Source organism: Stappia sp. 28M-7 (genome assembly GCF_014252955.1).
Lineage (GTDB): Bacteria > Pseudomonadota > Alphaproteobacteria > Rhizobiales > Stappiaceae > Stappia.
In genome coordinates this window covers 2,753,702-2,768,523 of the sequence record NZ_JACMIA010000001.1, presented here as the reverse complement: position 1 = coordinate 2,768,523, position 14,822 = coordinate 2,753,702, and the positions used below count along the sequence as shown (strand labels likewise).

Sequence of the window (14,822 nt, the reverse complement as noted above, 5' to 3'; positions counted from 1 at the left end):
GGCTCAGCGGTAGTCGATGATGGCGCGGCTGCGCAGCTCGCGCAGATAGCGGCGGCTCATCTGCTCGCCTTCCTTGTTGCGCAGTTCGTCCTCGACCTCCATCCGCGCGGCGGCGTTGCTGGCGATCTCGCGCTTGTCGCAAACCGCATAGACTTCCAGACCCTTGGAGCTGTCCTGGGCGGTGGTCACCTTGCCGACGGCGGTCTTGTCCAGCGCTTCCTTGAGCGGGGCGGGAACCTCGGTCTCCAGGCGGGTGACCATCGGCATCACCACCACTTCGCGGAACTCGCTGGCGAGCGTCTGGGCCTCGTTGCAGGACGAGAAGCGCGAGCGGAAGTTGTCGACATCGCGGCGGCGCTGGTTCTTGCCGCTGGCGCCGGTCTTTGCCGGCACGACGAAGATGATGGGCTGGATGCGGTATTCCATGCTGGTGTCGCTGCTCTTGTCCTCCTGCTTGCGCAGGGCGGCGATCACGTCGGATTCGGAGATCCGCACCTCGGACTGGAAGCGGGCGCGCAGCAACTGGCCCCAAGCGATCTCGGCCTGGATACGCTGGCGCATGGTGTCGGCCTTGACGCCCGACTGGGCAAGCGCCTGGGTGAGGCGCGCCGGCGTCAGCTTCACGCGGCTGGCGAGCTGGCCATAGGCCTCGTCGACATCGGCCTTTGTGACGCGCACGCCGGCCCGTTCGGCCTCCTGCATCTTCAGGACTTCGTCGATGAGCTCTTCGGTCGCCTGCTTGGAGCCGCCGCGGCTGCCGGTGAGGCGCAGCAGGCTGGCTCTCTGATTGATGTCATAGGTGGTGATCGGCTTGTTGTTCACGATCACCTTGATGGCGGTCTGCGCAGCGAGCGGTCCGCCGGAAACGGTGGCGGCGACCAGAATCGCCAGGGCCGCGAGCATCCAGCGCTTTGCAGTCATTCATTCCCCCTGTCGTCGCGTCCATTGCTGTCGCGTCCAGTGTCGTCGCTTCTCGTTTCGCCGGATCCGGACAGCCAGTGCCCGGTCGCGCAGCAGTCGGTCTGAAGGCGCGTGCACCTGCTTTCAGACATCTCGCCCGGCGATGCTATCGTGCAACCTGCTGTGACACCAGAAAACGGCTAAAATCCGTCGAAAGCAGCTGTCTCGTCCCGCCGTCCCGCAAGAATCGGGTCCGTCACCGCACGCGCTCCGCCCTTGGCGGCATGCCCGTCGCCGGCATCGGGTCCCTAGTTGGTTCCGCTGGTCGAGAACTGCGTGTCGCCGAGCGTGCGCAGGCCGAACCGGAAGAAGAACAGCCGATCCGTCGTCTGGCCATTGTTGCGGCTGCGGTCCTCCGAATAGGCGAAGGAGACCGAGAAGCCCTCATCGTCATAGCCGACGCCGAAGCTGTCGCGCACCATGTTGCGGCGCTCGAGGTCGAAGCGCACCGAGCCGAACAGACGCCAGTTTTCCTGCAGCCGCAGGCTGGCCGAGCCGATGACTTCCTCGCGCGGCGTCGCGATGCCGAGGTTGGGCTGCGGCGACAGGTAGGCATAGGCGAGGTTGCCGGTAACCGGGCCGTAGATGCCCGTCGCCTCGACCTGGGCGCGGCGGACAGAGAAGTTCTTGTGATCGAAGCGGGCCTGCGCGCCCATCCGGAAGCCTTGCCGGCTGTCGAAATAGAGGCTGCCGACATAGTCGCTGTAATTGGTGGCAAGACCCGAACTCGTGGTGGCGCCGAGAATGTCGGCCTGCTTGAACGAGTTGGTGCCGCCAAGGTGGAACGAGCGACCGAACAGGGCGCTGACGTGGTAGCCTTGGTCGAAGTTCAGGCTGTATTTCAGGCCGACATTGGTCCTGGTACCACCTTCGCTGCGGTCGAAGCCGGAGAACTTGTCGTACTCGAACAGCGTGGTGGAATCGAAGACGATGCTCTGCGCATCCTCGTTCGGCAGTTCGCCGATCCGCATCTCGTTCGGGCGGACGATGATCTGGGCCACCGGCTCGATGATCTGGTTGCCGCCCTGGAACGTGCCGATGAACGGGAAGCGATAGTCGAGGCCGACGGCTGGCATGACCCGGCCGACGAAGCTCTCGTCGGTCATCGAGGCGACGTTCTTGTCCTGCGAGGCGAGGAAGTAGAGATCGCCTTTCACATAGGCGAAGGGCGTGAACACCTGGCCGAAGGAGTCGATCAGCGTGGAGCGCCACTGGGCCTCCAGGCTGGCGCGCGTGAACGTGCCTTCGACGCCGCGGAAGCGGGTAACGCCGGCAGGCGCCGGGCCGCCGATCTGGATCGCGTCGGTCTGGTCGCGGGTCAGGCTGGTGAGGTTGCCCGTCAGGGCCAGCTCGCCGCCGGCGATCGGGTTCTCGAAAATGTAGTTCCAGTCGAGCACCGGGTGGACGAAGGGCTGCTTGTCCTGCAGACGGCTGCCGACGGGAAGGAACTGCGGACCGGGATTGAGCGCGGCGAGGGCGGCGTAATCCTCCTGCGAGATGCGGAAGGCATAGGCGCGCAGGTCGAAGCGGTTCCGCTCGCTCTGCCCGGTCAGGTAGATCTTCGACACGTCGCTCGCATTGCCGAGCGGGGCGAACTTGTAGTCGCGCAGGAACGAACGGTCGGTGCGCCAGGACAGGTCCCAGCCCCACTTCCAGCGCTGATTGATGTGGAACTCGCCCTCCGAGGCGATCACGCCGCGGAAGTCGCGGTTGCCGCTCGAGGTGGTGTATTCGTCCGGCCGCGCCTGGAAGATGCCGGCGGCGTGGATCGAGTAGGCGCCGTCCATCAGGCGCTGGCGCCAGTCGAACTGGCCGAGCACGCCCTGCTTGCTGAGCGGCGTGGCGGAAATCAGCAGGTCGCGCGACTGGTCGATGGCGAAATAATACGGGATGCGCATGCCTGCGCCCACGCGGTCGCCATAGACGAAGCTGGGAATCAGCAGGCCCGACTTCCGCTTGACGCTCGGGTCCGGCATCGACAGATACGGCAGATAGACGAGCGAGCGGCCGAAAAACTCGAACGAGGCCTTCTCGAACTCGATCGTCTGTTCCTGCTGGTCGTGGACGATCGTCTGCGCCCGGATGCGCCAAAGCGGCGGCTTCTCCGGCGGATTGTTCGGCCCGGTGTAGACCGTGTAGAGGCCGTTGTCGAAGCTCGTGCGGTTGCCGTTCTCGCGGCGCGCGCCATCCGCGATGAAGCGGGTGCGCTGCGGCGTGTCGAGCTGCAGTGCATTGGCGAAGCCGTCGCGCAGATCGTCCGACAGTTCCATCGAAGCGGCGCGCAGGACATTGCCGTTCGGCTCGGTCAGACGGACATTGCCGTTGGCGCGCAGACGGCTGTTGCGTCGGTCGAAATCGACGCGATCCGCCTCTACCGTGTTGCCGCCATAATAAATCTGCACATTGCCTACGGCCGAGATGATGTCCCGGTCGAAATCGTAGCGCAGCTCCGTCGCCTCAAGCAGCAGAGGCTCGGTCGGGTCGACCTGTGAGCCGAGCGAATCGAGCGCACTGTCCTGGGCAAAGGCGGGAAGGGGCGCAAGCGTCGTGCTGAAGCCGGCCAACAGAGCCAGCGCGGCGCCCGACAGCAACGTGCCGGCAAGCATGGAGGCGCGTAGCGAACGCGCGCGCGGGGACGCGCCCACCCGACCAGCGCGGGACGGGCGGTTCTGCCGATCGGTCATGCCTGTCGAAACGGCCGAACGCATCAGCCGTCCTCCAGGTGCAGGAGGATCGTGATCCCCATCAAGACTCCAAACACTCCAGGTGCCCACGCGGCGATGATCGGAGGTACGATTCCCGCACCGCCCAAGTCCTTGCCGAGCTCCGACAGAACGTAAAGCACGAACCCGGCGAGGATTCCACCCAGAATCAGGCGGCCGATCCCCCCCATCCTCGAAACCCTCAGGGAAACGCAGGCCGCAATCAGCACCATTGCGGCCAAAAGTGCGGGCCTTGCCAGAAGTGTTTGATATTGAAGCGAATAACGATACGCGGGCAAACCGGCTCTCTGTGACAATTCGATCACACGCGGCAGGTCCCAGAATCCGATGGATTCGGGGGCGGCGATGCTCTCGCGAACCTCCGTCGGTGTGAGATAGGTGGAGACGTTATAGCTCTCGTAGGTCTGCGGATCGCCCTGGGTCGAGTAGACCGTCGCGTCGGACAGGCGCCAGGTCTTTTCGCCGAGCGTCGCCTCGCTCGCCTCGATCCGCTCCAGGAAACTGCCCTGCCGGTCGAAGGTGAAAAGGGTCACCCCGAGCAGGCGTTCTCCGGAATTGAGGATCTGCTTGGCGTGCAGCACCGATTCTCCGTCCTGGCCGTCCTGACGCAGCCAGATGTCTCCGGTGGTTTGCAGCAGGAAGTTCTGCTCGCGGCCGAAAAGGCCCGATGCGAGTTCGTCCGACTGGGTGCGCAGGGTGACGGCCAGCGGATTGTAGAGAAGCACCGCGCCGATGCCGATGACGATGCCGACGATCAACGCGGGGGCGGTGAACTGCCAGACGGACACGCCGGCAGCGCGCGCCACGACCAGCTCCAGCTTGCGGCTCAGGCCGAGGAACGCGGCAATCGCGCCGAACAGCACGGCGAAGGGCAGGACCTGCTCCATCAGCTGCGGCACGCGCAGCAGCGAGATCGCGCCGATGCGGGCGAGACTGGCTCCGTCCTGATCGCTCGCCCGGCGCAGCAGTTCGAGCGCGTCGAAGATGAAGATCAGCACGGCGGCCAGCAGGAACAGGCCGAGAATCGATGCGACGAAGCGCAGCGCGAAGTAGACGGCGAGCGTGTGGCCGGAGCGGAGCGAGGCAAGCATCAGGCGGTCCCGCCCTGCTGGTGGCCCTGCAGGCGGGCGACGATGGCTTCGATCCGTTCGCCGATCCGCTCCCCGAGGGTGGCAAGGGCATTCATCCAGCGCGGCTTGCGACCCATCGCGATCATCCAGCCGGCCAGGGCGATGGTCACGAGCGGCGGAACATACAGGGCGAAGCGGGCGGCGGGCAGGCCGGACACCAGCGTCAGAATGCCGAAGCCCGCCGTGCGCAGCGCGATCGCGAGGACCAGGGCGGTCAGCGTTGCCGCATGGCGATTCTGGCGGGTGGTCTTCGGCTCGCCGGCGAACAGAAAGACGATGAGCGCAAAGGCAATGGGGTAGAGCGGCTGGCTAAGCCGGTCATGAAGCTCGGCCATCAGCCGGTTGCCGTTGTCGACGGCATAGGGATCGTTCGGGTCGGGCGCGAGCAGGTCGAGCGTCGAGCGTTCGCTGGCCTTGTAGGTGGCAACCGTACCGGTGGGAACCATGCTCGACAGGTCGAAGGCATAGGACTGGAAGCGGACGATGGAAATGCTGCCCGTCGCCCGGGTGCGGCGCTGGATCGTGCCGTCCTGCATCACCAGCAGGGTTCGGCCGGCCGCCTCGACGATCTGCCCGCGCGCCGCCTCATAGGTGAAGACGATATCCTCCGCCCGTTCGTCATGCATCAGCAGGCCTTCCAGCTGGCCGTCGCCGCCGCGGTTGCGGATGTGGAAGGTGAGGCCGTCCTCGATGCCGATGAAGCGGCCGGGGCGGACGATGTTGGCGACCAGGTCGACGCGCACCTGGGTGATCTCGTCGCGCAGCGAGGCAAGGCCGGCAGGTGCGAACAGAAGCGAGAGCGAGGCGCAGAACAGGCTGATGACGGCGGCGAAGACCAGAATGGGCCGCAGCAGCACCGAGCGCGATGCGCCGGAAGCGTTGATGACGATGAGCTCGCTGTCGTTGGACAGGGTATTGAGCACCACCAGCATGGCGATCAGCAGCGCGAAGGGGGCGATGGCGAGCGCCAGGAAGGGCATGGCCAGCATCGTCATGCCGATGAACTGGATGATGGTCTGGCCCTTGGCGGTGACCAGGTCGAGCTGGCGCAGGGCCTGCGTCGCCCAGACGACGCCGGCCAGTGCCGCCAGCGTCACCAGGAAGACGGCGGCAAGGCGCCGGAAAACATACCGCTCGAAGGTCGTCATCAGGTCCGCGTTCGGTCAGCCCGTTGGGGCTTCTGCCAGAATGTCGTGGCTGCGATAGAGCCTTTTGTGATGGGGCGGCAGGTCCAGCCCGCGTCAACTTGGGCCGGCCGGGCGCCGGTCCGCATCCGATTAGGCGCCATTTTAGGTAAATACTCCGAGAAGAAAAAGGGTTAACCGGAGATTAACCGGGGGCTTCGGACGGGAAGGGCGCTTGCCGAGCGGGAAAACAGGCACCATTCTAGACGGATCAGGACTTTCCGGGCGGAAATCCGCCTGGCCGCCATGGCGCGCCGCGGGTTCGCGGCTGGCATGAGCCGGGCACACCGCTCCGGATTTCCTCCATATCCTGCCAGACATGAGGTTTCCCCTTGCTCCCCAAGATCTCTTTCGCAAAACCCGCGGCTCCGCAAAAGGGCGTGGCCGTCATTCTCGCCGACGACAAGCTGGCAACCGGGGCCACCGCGGCCGGTCTTGGGGATGGGGCGCTGGAGCTGATCCGGCGTGCGGCCGACACTGCGGGCTTTTCCGGCAAGTCGAAGACTGTGCTCGATCTTCTCGCGCCTGCGGGCCTCGGCGTCGACCGGCTTCTGGTCGTCGGCCTTGGCAAGGCGGACGGCGTTGCCGCGCTCGACGACAACGACTGGGCGGCGCTCGGCGGCACCGTGATGGGCAAGCTCGGCAAGGCCAAGGCCGCCGAGGTGCTGCTGGAGACGCCGGGCGGGGCTGTCGCGGCCGGTCACGCGGCGGCCTTTGCGATGGGCATGAAGCTGCGCGCCTATGTCTTCGACCGCTACAAGAGCAAGAAGGGCGACGACGAGGAGGCCGGCGGTTCGGTCAAGGTGTCGCTGCTGGTGGACGATACCAAGGCGGCGAAGAAGGCCTGGGCCGATGCCGATGCCGTGAGCGACGGCACGCTGCTTGCCCGGGATCTCGTCAACGAGCCGGCCAACGTGTTGACGACCGTCGAATTCGCCGACCGCGCGAGCGAGCTCTCAAAGCTCGGCGTCGAGATCGAGATCCTCGACGAGAAGGCGATGAAGAAGCTCAAGATGAATGCGCTGCTCGGCGTGGCGCAGGGTTCGGAGAGCCCGCCGCGCATGGTGATCATGCGCTGGAACGGCGGCAAGAAGGACGCGGCCCCGCTCGCCTTCATCGGCAAGGGCGTCGTCTTCGACACCGGCGGCATCTCCATCAAGCCGGCAGCCTCGATGGAGGACATGAAGGGCGACATGGGCGGCGCCGCTGCGGTGACCGGCCTGATGCACGCGCTGGCCGCCCGCAAGGCCAAGGTCAATGTCATCGGCGTCATCGGCCTGGTGGAAAACATGCCGGACGGCAAGGCGCAGCGGCCCGGCGATATCGTCACGGCGATGTCGGGTGCGACCATCGAGATCATCAATACCGACGCGGAAGGCCGCCTCGTGCTGGCCGATGCGCTCTGGTACACGCAGGACCGGTTCAAGCCTGCCTTCATGATCAACCTAGCGACGCTGACTGGTGCGATCATCATCGCGCTCGGCAGCCAGCACGCAGGTATCTTCTCCAACAATGACGAGCTTGCCGCACGGCTGACCGAGGCCGGGCTGGCCACCGACGAGAAGGTGTGGCGCCTGCCGCTGTCCAAGGACTACGACAAGCTCATCGACACGCCGAACGCGGACATGAAGAACACCGGCGGCCGCTCCGCCGGCTCGATCACGGCCGCGCAGTTCCTGCAGCGCTTCGTCAACGATGTGCCGTGGGTGCATATCGACGTTGCCGGCACGGCGATGGGCAGCCCCAAGACCGACGTCAGCAAGGGATGGGCTTCGGGCTTTGGCGTGCGCCTGCTCGACCGTCTCGTGCGCGATCACTACGAAGGCTGAGGCAGAGGGACGGCATGGTCGCGGGGCGTCCCGCGGCTGTGCCGGCCCCTGGTGCTGCAGGCAACAAAAAACCCGCCTGGTGGCGGGTTTTTTCGTTCCGTCCGTCTGGCGGCACCGTTTGCGGTGCCGCAGGGGCGGAGTGTCTTCAGCAGGTCTTGTAGGATTCGCAGGCGCCGCTGGTCGGCTCCACAACCACCGTTCCCATAGCCGTGGTCACGCCGGCGAGACCGAGCACGAGACCGAAAAACAAAGCAATCCGCACAGCCATCGAATGTCTCCCGTTGCCCCGGCGCGGTGACGGCTCTACCGTCCCGGCATTCGCTTTCGTCTGGCCCAAGCTATCCCGTTCCTGCCGAGGCCGTTGTGACGGCAACCACAGGAAAGATGAGGGAACAGCGCGTGGCGCGAAGCGTTTGCCGAATCGGCCGGGTCCAGCCCGGTCATCACTCTGCCGGGCCGAAGTTGGGAAACCGTTAATCGTGAATCATTGGCAAATCAAAGCCCGTTTCTCACCCCACGGCACTTCGCACCAAGGCTGTTGCAGGACTGCCGCACTGCACAAGCGGGGAGCGGAATGAGCGAGGTTCTGTTCTACCATCTGACGCGCCAGCCGCTGGAACAGGCGCTGCCCGCCCTGCTGGAGACCTGTCTTGGCAGGGGCTGGCGCTGCGTCGTCCAGGCCGGCTCGCGCGAACGGTGCGAGGCGCTCGATTCGTGGCTGTGGACCTATCGCGACGATGCCTTCCTGCCGCACGGCACGGCGGCCGACGGGCATGCGCAGGCGCAGCCGATCTACCTGACCGACGGCGAGGAAAACCCGAACGGCGCGGTGGTTCGCTTTCTCGTCGACCGGGCGAGCCCGCCCGATCTCGCTCCCTATCAGCGCGGGGTCTTCCTGTTCGACGGGCAGGACCCGGAAGCGGTCGCGGATGCCCGTCGGCACTGGAAGGCGATGAAGGAGGCGGGGCACGACATCACCTATTGGCAGCAGAACGAGGCCGGGCGCTGGGAGAAGAAGGCGTGAGCGGGGCGGGGGCGGACAAGCCGGGCTTCATGGACCGACGGGATGCGGCGCGCGAACGGCTCGACGGGCTTTTGGGCGCCAAGGGCGGCAAGCGGGAGGATCGCTCCGCCTGGTTCGACGCGGTCTACGAGACGGCCGGCGGCGACGCGGCTGCCGTGCCTTGGGCAGATCTTGCTCCCAAGGCGGAGCTGGTCGATTGGCTGGCCGCGCATCCTGGCAAAGGCGCGCGTGCCGTCGATGTGGGGTGCGGGCTCGGCGACAACGCCGAGGCGCTGGCAGCGGCCGGCTATCGCACCACCGGATTCGACCTGTCGCAAAGGGCGGTGGAATGGGCGCGCCAGCGGTTCCCCGAAAGCACTGTCGATTACCGCGCCGGCGACCTGTTCGACCTGCCGGCCGAGTGGTCCGGCGGTTTCGATCTGGTGCATGAATGCTATACGCTGCAGGCGCTCTCGGGGGATCTGCGCGAGCGCGCCTTTGCCGCCGTCGCCTCCCTCGTTGCGCCGGGCGGCAGGCTCCTGGTGCTGACACGCACGGCACCGGAAGGGAGTATGCCGGACGGACCTCCCTGGCCCTTGACGCCATCCGAGCTCGAGCGCTTTTCCACGCTGGGGCTGGAGCACATCGACCGCCACCCTTACGAGATCCGCAAGGGGGAGCGCGTTATTGGGCATGTCCGTGACGTCTGGCGGCGGACGGAATAATGCCGAGGCCGGCGCATCAGGGATGAAGTGTCGATGTATATGAACTAAGTTAAGTAAAAAGGCTTACGCAGGCGAGCCGTGAGGTTCGATCGAGCGTCGGGTCGCGCGTCAAAACGGCGTGGAACGGTTCCCGTGGACGGCGAAGAGTGCGCGAGGTGGATTGAGCGTGATGGGACAGGATAAGGCTCGAGGCGGCGCGCTGCCGCGGTCGGACACCCGTCCACTCGTTACCCATGGCCAAATCTGGTCGATCTCTGCGGCGACCGGCCTCTTTCTTGCGGTCGCCCTGGGGCTGGTGCTCATCGTTTCGCATGTCGTTCTGTCCATGCGGCACACGGCGAATGACATCGATGACCAGCGCGCGATCTCGGCCGCCGCCGCTGCCGTTGCGACGCTGGGGCGTGGGCTGTCGATGGTGGTGCGCGACAACTCCTTGTGGGACGAGGGGTATGAAGCGGTAAGCTCCAGCGACGGCGCCAACTGGATCCGTCAGACGTGGGGAGACCCGACCGTAAACTACCCGCTCTACGACGGTTTGATCGTCTACCGCCCGGACCTGACGGTGATCGCCGCTTATGACAAGGGAGCGCCGTTTTCTCCCTCCGGCGAGGTGGCGGCGTTGATCCTCGAGCAGGTACGGCGCGCCAAGGCCACGAACATGCCGGTCACTGCCTTCATGTCGATGGACGGTGACGTCGTCTCCACGGCTGCAATGACGATCCAGCCTTTCGCAGGGCCTGTTCCCGATGCGCCCGTCCTGTTCCTGTTCAAGAGCATCGACGACGAGATCATCTCGACGATTTCCGCCGACTACCAGATCGCGGGGCTCGCCCTTGCTCCCACAAGAGCGGACGACAAGCTCAACCTTGCGCTGGAGGACCCTACGGGCAAGGCGCTCGCCTATCTGACCTGGCCGAGCCGGAAGCCGGGAGACCAGGCGTTCGAAAACCATCGTTCGCTGCTGGTCCTGGCCGGTGCAACGCTCGTCGTCTTCCTTCTGATGGTGCTGGCCGCCGGCTTCATCGAATCGCTGCGCTTGCGCCGTATCGCGGCTGCCGCCGAATACGAGGCCAAGCGCGACACGCTGACGGGGACGCTCAACCGCAGCGGTTTTGTCGAGACGCTTGAAACGCTGGTCGCGGACGTCTCTGCCTCACGTCCGCTGGCTCTGCACATGCTGGACCTTGATGGGTTCAAGCAGGTCAACGACACCTGGGGGCATGCGGTCGGCGATCTGTTGATTGCCGCGGTGGCCGTCAGGCTTGCCGGCTTCGGCAATCACTTCGTCGCGGCCGGCCGACTTGGCGGCGACGAGTTCGCGCTGGCTCAGCGAGGCGACATGCCGCCGGAAGTTCTGGCGCAACAGGTCATCGATGCGTTCTCGCGCCCCTTCATCGTCGGGCGCCATCAGCTGCAGGTGACGGCAAGTATCGGGCACGCCTCGACCCAGGAGCCGATCGACCCGGCCGAACTCATGCGCCGTGCCGATGTGGCGATGTACCAGGCCAAGGCTGCGGGCAAGTTCCGGGCACTGGAATATCATCCGCAAATGGACGAGACCTGCGACGAGAAAGGGGCTTAGCCCCGGCCTCCGGCCCGCTTATGCCAGCCGCGAGAGCAGGGCCTGCAATTCGCCAAGATGGGCGACCTGGTGAAAGCGGTCGCGGCCGGCCGGCACGTCGGCATGTTCCAGAGCCCAGGTGATCTCGTAGGGCACATGGACGCCGTGGCTGCCGGCATCCAGTGCCGGGACCACGTCCGACTTCAGCGAGTTGCCGACCATCATGGCCCGTCCCGGACCATCGCCATGGCGGGCGAACAGGGTGCGATAGGTTTCGGCGGTCTTTTCCGGCACGATCTCGACCGCATCGAAATGATCCCCGAGACCGGATTCCGCCACCTTGCGTTCCTGGTCGAAGAGATCGCCTTTGGTGATCAGCACCAGACGGAAGCTGCCTTTCAAGGCCTGAAGGGTCTCCTCCACATGAGGAAGCGGCTCCACGGGGTGCGAGAGCATGTTGCGGCCGGCATCCAGGATCTCGCCGATCACCGACGCGGGCGCCTTTCCTTCCGTCACCTCGATGGCTGTCTCGATCATCGACAGGGTGAACCCCTTCACCCCGTAGCCGTAAAGGCGCAAGTTGCGCCGTTCCGCGGCGAGCAGCCGTTCGGTGAGATTGTCCTTGTCGCTATAGTCGGCGAGCAGATCGGTGAAGCGCTCCTCCGTCAGGCGGAAGTTGCGCTCGTTGTGCCAGAGCGTGTCGTCTGCGTCGAAGCCGATGGTCGTCAGCGTCGCCATTGTGTCTCCTCGCGCGCGGTTCAGCCGCTTTCGAGCTCGGTCGAGAGCTCCAGCCACTGCTCCTCGGTGCGCACCAGCTTCTTCTCCAGATAGGCGCGCTCCTTGGCGAATTTCGTCGCCCGCTCAGCATCCTTGCGGAAGAAATCCGGGTCGGCAAGCGCCTCGTCGAGCTTGCCGATCTTCTCCTGAAGACGCGCCATTTCCTTTTCCGCCGCCTGGATTTCCTTGCGCAGCGGCGCCTGCCGGGCGCGCCGGTCGGCGGCCACGCGGCGCTTTTCCTGGGCAGTGCGATCATCTTCCGGCTCGGCCGCTGCGGCGCTCTTCGCCGCCTCGCGCCCGTTGCCGCGCTCGGGCCTGTCCTTCTGCAGAATCAGCCGGCGATAGTCCTCCATGTCGCCGTCGAAGCTGCGCACGCCGCCATCGGCAACGAGCCACAGCCGGTCGGCGCAGGCCTCCACCAGATGTCGGTCGTGCGAGATGAGGATCACCGCGCCGTCGAACTCGTTGACCGCGTGGATCAACGCCTCGCGGCTTTCGATGTCGAGATGGTTGGTCGGCTCGTCGAGGATCAACAGGTGCGGGCCCTCGAAGGTGGCAAGGCCGAGCAGCAGGCGGGCCTTCTCGCCGCCCGACAGGTCGCGCGCCGGGGTCTCCATCCGGCTCGTCGGCAAGCCGAAACGGGCGACGCGCGCGCGCACCTTGGCCTCGGGCGCATCGGGCATCAAGCGGCGCACATGCGCAACGGGGCTTTCCGCCGGCCTCAGCTCGTCGAGCTGGTGCTGGGCGAAGAAGGCGACCTTCAGCTTGGCGGCCTTGGTGATCTCGCCCGACTGGCGTTCCAGCCGCCCGGCGATCAGCTTGGCGAAAGTCGACTTGCCGTTGCCGTTGGAGCCGAGCAGGGCGATGCGGTCGTCATTGTCGATGTTGAGCGACAGGCGCGACAGGATCGTGGTGTCGCCATAGCCGACGGCGACGTTTTCCAGCCGGATGATCGGCGGGGCAAGGCGTCCCTCCGGATCGGGGAAGGAGATCGGGAGCGCGTCGGTTTCCACCACCGCGGCGATGGGCTCCATCTTTTCCAGCATCTTCAGCCGCGACTGTGCCTGGCGCGCCTTGGTCGCCTTGGCGCGGAAGCGGTCGACGAAAGCCTGCATGTGCTTGCGCTGGGCTTCCTGCTTCTCGCGGTTCTTCTCCTGCAGCAGCAGCGACTCGCGCCGCTGGCGGTCGAAGCTGTCATAGCCGCCGCGGTAGAAGGTCAACTTGAGCTGATCGAGATGGACGATGGAATCGACCGCCTTGTTGAGCAGATCGCGGTCGTGGCTGATCAGCAGGACCTGATGCGGATAGCGGGCGATGTAGCTCTCCAGCCAGAGCGTGCCTTCCAGGTCGAGATAGTTGGTCGGCTCATCGAGCAGCAGCAGGTCCGGCTCGGAGAACAGAACTGCCGCCAGCGCGACGCGCATGCGCCAGCCGCCGGAAAAGGACGAGCAGGGGCGGGCCTGCGCCTCGGCATCGAAGCCGAGACCCGCAAGGATGCGGGCCGCGCGCGCTTCCGCGGTATGGGCATCGATATCGGCAAGGCGGGTGTGGATCTCGGCGATGCGCAGCGGGTCCGTCGCCGTCTCCGCCTCCTCCAGCAGCCGCGCACGCTCTGTATCGGCAGCCAGCACCACCTCCACGAGCGTCTGTTCCGTGCCCGGCGCCTCCTGCGCCACCTGGCCGATGCGCAGGCCCTTCGGCACGCGGATCTCGCCGCTTTCGGGCGCGGTATCGCCGGTGATCAGGCGGAAGAGGGTGGACTTGCCGGCGCCGTTGCGGCCGACGAAGCCGGTCTTGGCGCCCGAGGGCAGCATGACGCTTGCCCGATCGAGAAGCGTACGCCCGGCAATCCTGTAGGTGAGGTCGGTGATCTGCAGCATGGGCGGATCAATGGCCGGAAATGCGGGACGGCGCAAGAGGGAGGAAGGCTGCCATGGCGGTCCGGCGAAAGGCCGATTGCAGGCCGGCGCGAACGCTGCCTAGGATGGTAGGCAACCTGTTCCAGAAGAGGGGAAACAGACATGTGCGTTCCAGGATGCCAGGAAGTCGTTGCGCGCCGGCTGAGCCGCCGCGGATTGCTCAAGGGGCTCGTCGGCACGACGGCGGGAGCTGCCGTCTTCGCCGCCTTTCCGCCACCGCGCGCGGCCCATGCTGCCGATGTCTCGTTCACCCGTGCCGTCGATCTGACCCATGCGCTGGGTGAGGATTTCCCGACCTTCTTCGGCAAGCCGCAGCTGCGGATGGAGCGGACGGCGGAGTTCTCCAAGGACGGCTTCAACATGTACCAATGGCATCTCGACGAGCACACCGGCACGCATCTCGATGCCCCGCTGCACTTCTCGGCAGACGGGGTCGGTGCCGACGAGATCCCGATGGATCAGCTGATCGTGCCGCTGGCCGTCGTCGATATTCGCGAAAAGGCTGCTGCCGATCCCGATCACCAGCTTTCGGTCGACGATCTCAAGGCCTTCGAGGCGGCGCATGGCGATGTGCCAGCCGGCGGCTGCGTCGCGATGAATTCCGGCTGGGCGCAGCATGTGGCGAGCGAACGCTACCGCAATGCCGATGCCGAAGGCGCGATGCACTTCCCCGGTTTTTCCAAGGAGGCCTGCCTCTACCTGATGGAGAAGGGCGTGGTCGGCATCGCCGTCGACACGTTGTCGCTCGACCACGGCGCCTCCAAGACCTTCGACACGCACTACACGTGGTTGCCGTCCGGTCGCTGGGGGCTGGAATGCCTTGCCGGCCTCGACGAGGTGCCGGCCACGGGGGCGACGCTGGTCGTCGGTGCGCCGAAGATCAAGGGCGCGACGGGTGGTCCGAGCCGCGTCTTCGCGCTGGTCTGATCGGCCTTCGTACTGCGGAAGAAACGAAAAACCCCCGGCGGATGACGCCGGGGGTTTCCTGTCTTTGCGGAAGATCGCTTGGCC

12 protein-coding genes are annotated in these 14,822 nt (G+C 65.8%); 5 read left to right on the top strand and 7 right to left on the bottom strand.

Annotation, left to right across the window (positions count from 1 at the left end; genetic code table 11):
* Positions 1–3: 3 nt before the first annotated feature.
* The 4 genes from H7H34_RS12185 to lptF form a co-directional block, all read right to left on the bottom strand.
* Positions 4–921: a SurA N-terminal domain-containing protein gene (locus H7H34_RS12185; protein WP_120267678.1), complete on the bottom strand. Its 918-nt coding sequence runs from the start codon at positions 919–921 to the stop codon at positions 4–6.
* Between the two features lie 287 nt (positions 922–1,208).
* Positions 1,209–3,668, bottom strand: a complete 2,460-nt coding sequence (locus H7H34_RS12180) for an LPS-assembly protein LptD (protein ID WP_209006208.1) — start codon at positions 3,666–3,668, stop codon at positions 1,209–1,211.
* On the bottom strand, positions 3,668–4,774 hold the full coding sequence (gene lptG / locus H7H34_RS12175) for an LPS export ABC transporter permease LptG (RefSeq protein ID WP_120267679.1): 1,107 nt from the start codon (positions 4,772–4,774) through the stop codon (positions 3,668–3,670). The genes H7H34_RS12180 and lptG overlap by 1 nt, the downstream gene beginning before the upstream one ends.
* Positions 4,774–5,961 (bottom strand): LPS export ABC transporter permease LptF, encoded by a 1,188-nt coding sequence (gene lptF, locus H7H34_RS12170; RefSeq protein ID WP_185925327.1) that lies wholly within the window; start codon positions 5,959–5,961, stop codon positions 4,774–4,776. Before lptF ends, lptG begins: the two co-directional genes overlap by 1 nt.
* Before the next feature lie 368 nt (positions 5,962–6,329).
* Between lptF and H7H34_RS12165 the strand changes: the two genes are divergently transcribed.
* Positions 6,330–7,826 carry a leucyl aminopeptidase gene (locus H7H34_RS12165; protein ID WP_185925326.1) on the top strand — a complete coding sequence of 499 codons (1,497 nt, stop codon included), beginning with the start codon at positions 6,330–6,332 and terminating at the stop codon, positions 7,824–7,826.
* A 145-nt stretch (positions 7,827–7,971) separates the two neighbouring features.
* On the opposite strand, the gene H7H34_RS23620 is transcribed toward H7H34_RS12165, so the two are convergent.
* A complete protein-coding gene (locus H7H34_RS23620; protein WP_256431542.1) occupies positions 7,972–8,094 on the bottom strand; it encodes a hypothetical protein in 123 nt (40 codons plus the stop codon).
* A gap of 306 nt (positions 8,095–8,400) precedes the next feature.
* On the opposite strand from H7H34_RS23620, the gene H7H34_RS12160 reads away from it, so the two are divergent.
* The 3 genes from H7H34_RS12160 (at position 8,401) to H7H34_RS12150 (ending at position 11,136) form a co-directional block, all read left to right on the top strand.
* The gene (locus H7H34_RS12160; protein ID WP_185925325.1) at positions 8,401–8,850 is read left to right on the top strand and encodes a DNA polymerase III subunit chi; all 450 of its coding nucleotides are present in this window, start codon (positions 8,401–8,403) and stop codon (positions 8,848–8,850) included.
* Positions 8,847–9,554, top strand: a complete 708-nt coding sequence (locus H7H34_RS12155) for a class I SAM-dependent methyltransferase (protein ID WP_371811389.1) — start codon at positions 8,847–8,849, stop codon at positions 9,552–9,554. Before H7H34_RS12160 ends, H7H34_RS12155 begins: the two co-directional genes overlap by 4 nt.
* Before the next feature lie 118 nt (positions 9,555–9,672).
* The gene (locus H7H34_RS12150) at positions 9,673–11,136 is read left to right on the top strand and encodes a diguanylate cyclase domain-containing protein (RefSeq protein WP_185925324.1); all 1,464 of its coding nucleotides are present in this window, start codon (positions 9,673–9,675) and stop codon (positions 11,134–11,136) included.
* 18 nt (positions 11,137–11,154) lie between these two features.
* On the opposite strand, the gene H7H34_RS12145 is transcribed toward H7H34_RS12150, so the two are convergent.
* On the bottom strand, positions 11,155–11,853 hold the full coding sequence (locus tag H7H34_RS12145; protein ID WP_120267685.1) for an HAD family hydrolase: 699 nt from the start codon (positions 11,851–11,853) through the stop codon (positions 11,155–11,157).
* 20 nt (positions 11,854–11,873) lie between these two features.
* Complete coding sequence (locus H7H34_RS12140; RefSeq protein WP_185925323.1) at positions 11,874–13,772, bottom strand: ABC-F family ATP-binding cassette domain-containing protein; 1,899 nt, start codon at positions 13,770–13,772, stop codon at positions 11,874–11,876.
* Between the two features lie 141 nt (positions 13,773–13,913).
* Between H7H34_RS12140 and H7H34_RS12135 the strand changes: the two genes are divergently transcribed.
* Positions 13,914–14,738: a cyclase family protein gene (locus tag H7H34_RS12135; protein ID WP_185925322.1), complete on the top strand. Its 825-nt coding sequence runs from the start codon at positions 13,914–13,916 to the stop codon at positions 14,736–14,738.
* Positions 14,739–14,822: the final 84 nt, after the last annotated feature.

What these genes read in the sequence shown, in the direction of transcription:
- H7H34_RS12185 (WP_120267678.1), bottom strand. Translation starts at nt 921, where the DNA reads ATGACTGCAAAGCGCTGGATGCTCGCGGCCCTGGCGATTCTGGTCGCC.
- H7H34_RS12180 (WP_209006208.1), bottom strand. Translation starts at nt 3,668, where the DNA reads ATGCGTTCGGCCGTTTCGACAGGCATGACCGATCGGCAGAACCGCCCG.
- lptG (WP_120267679.1), bottom strand. Translation starts at nt 4,774, where the DNA reads ATGCTTGCCTCGCTCCGCTCCGGCCACACGCTCGCCGTCTACTTCGCG.
- lptF (WP_185925327.1), bottom strand. Translation starts at nt 5,961, where the DNA reads ATGACGACCTTCGAGCGGTATGTTTTCCGGCGCCTTGCCGCCGTCTTC.
- H7H34_RS23620 (WP_256431542.1), bottom strand. Translation starts at nt 8,094, where the DNA reads ATGGCTGTGCGGATTGCTTTGTTTTTCGGTCTCGTGCTCGGTCTCGCC.
- H7H34_RS12160 (WP_185925325.1), top strand. Translation starts at nt 8,401, where the DNA reads ATGAGCGAGGTTCTGTTCTACCATCTGACGCGCCAGCCGCTGGAACAG.
- H7H34_RS12145 (WP_120267685.1), bottom strand. Translation starts at nt 11,853, where the DNA reads ATGGCGACGCTGACGACCATCGGCTTCGACGCAGACGACACGCTCTGG.
- H7H34_RS12140 (WP_185925323.1), bottom strand. Translation starts at nt 13,772, where the DNA reads ATGCTGCAGATCACCGACCTCACCTACAGGATTGCCGGGCGTACGCTT.
- H7H34_RS12135 (WP_185925322.1), top strand. Translation starts at nt 13,914, where the DNA reads ATGTGCGTTCCAGGATGCCAGGAAGTCGTTGCGCGCCGGCTGAGCCGC.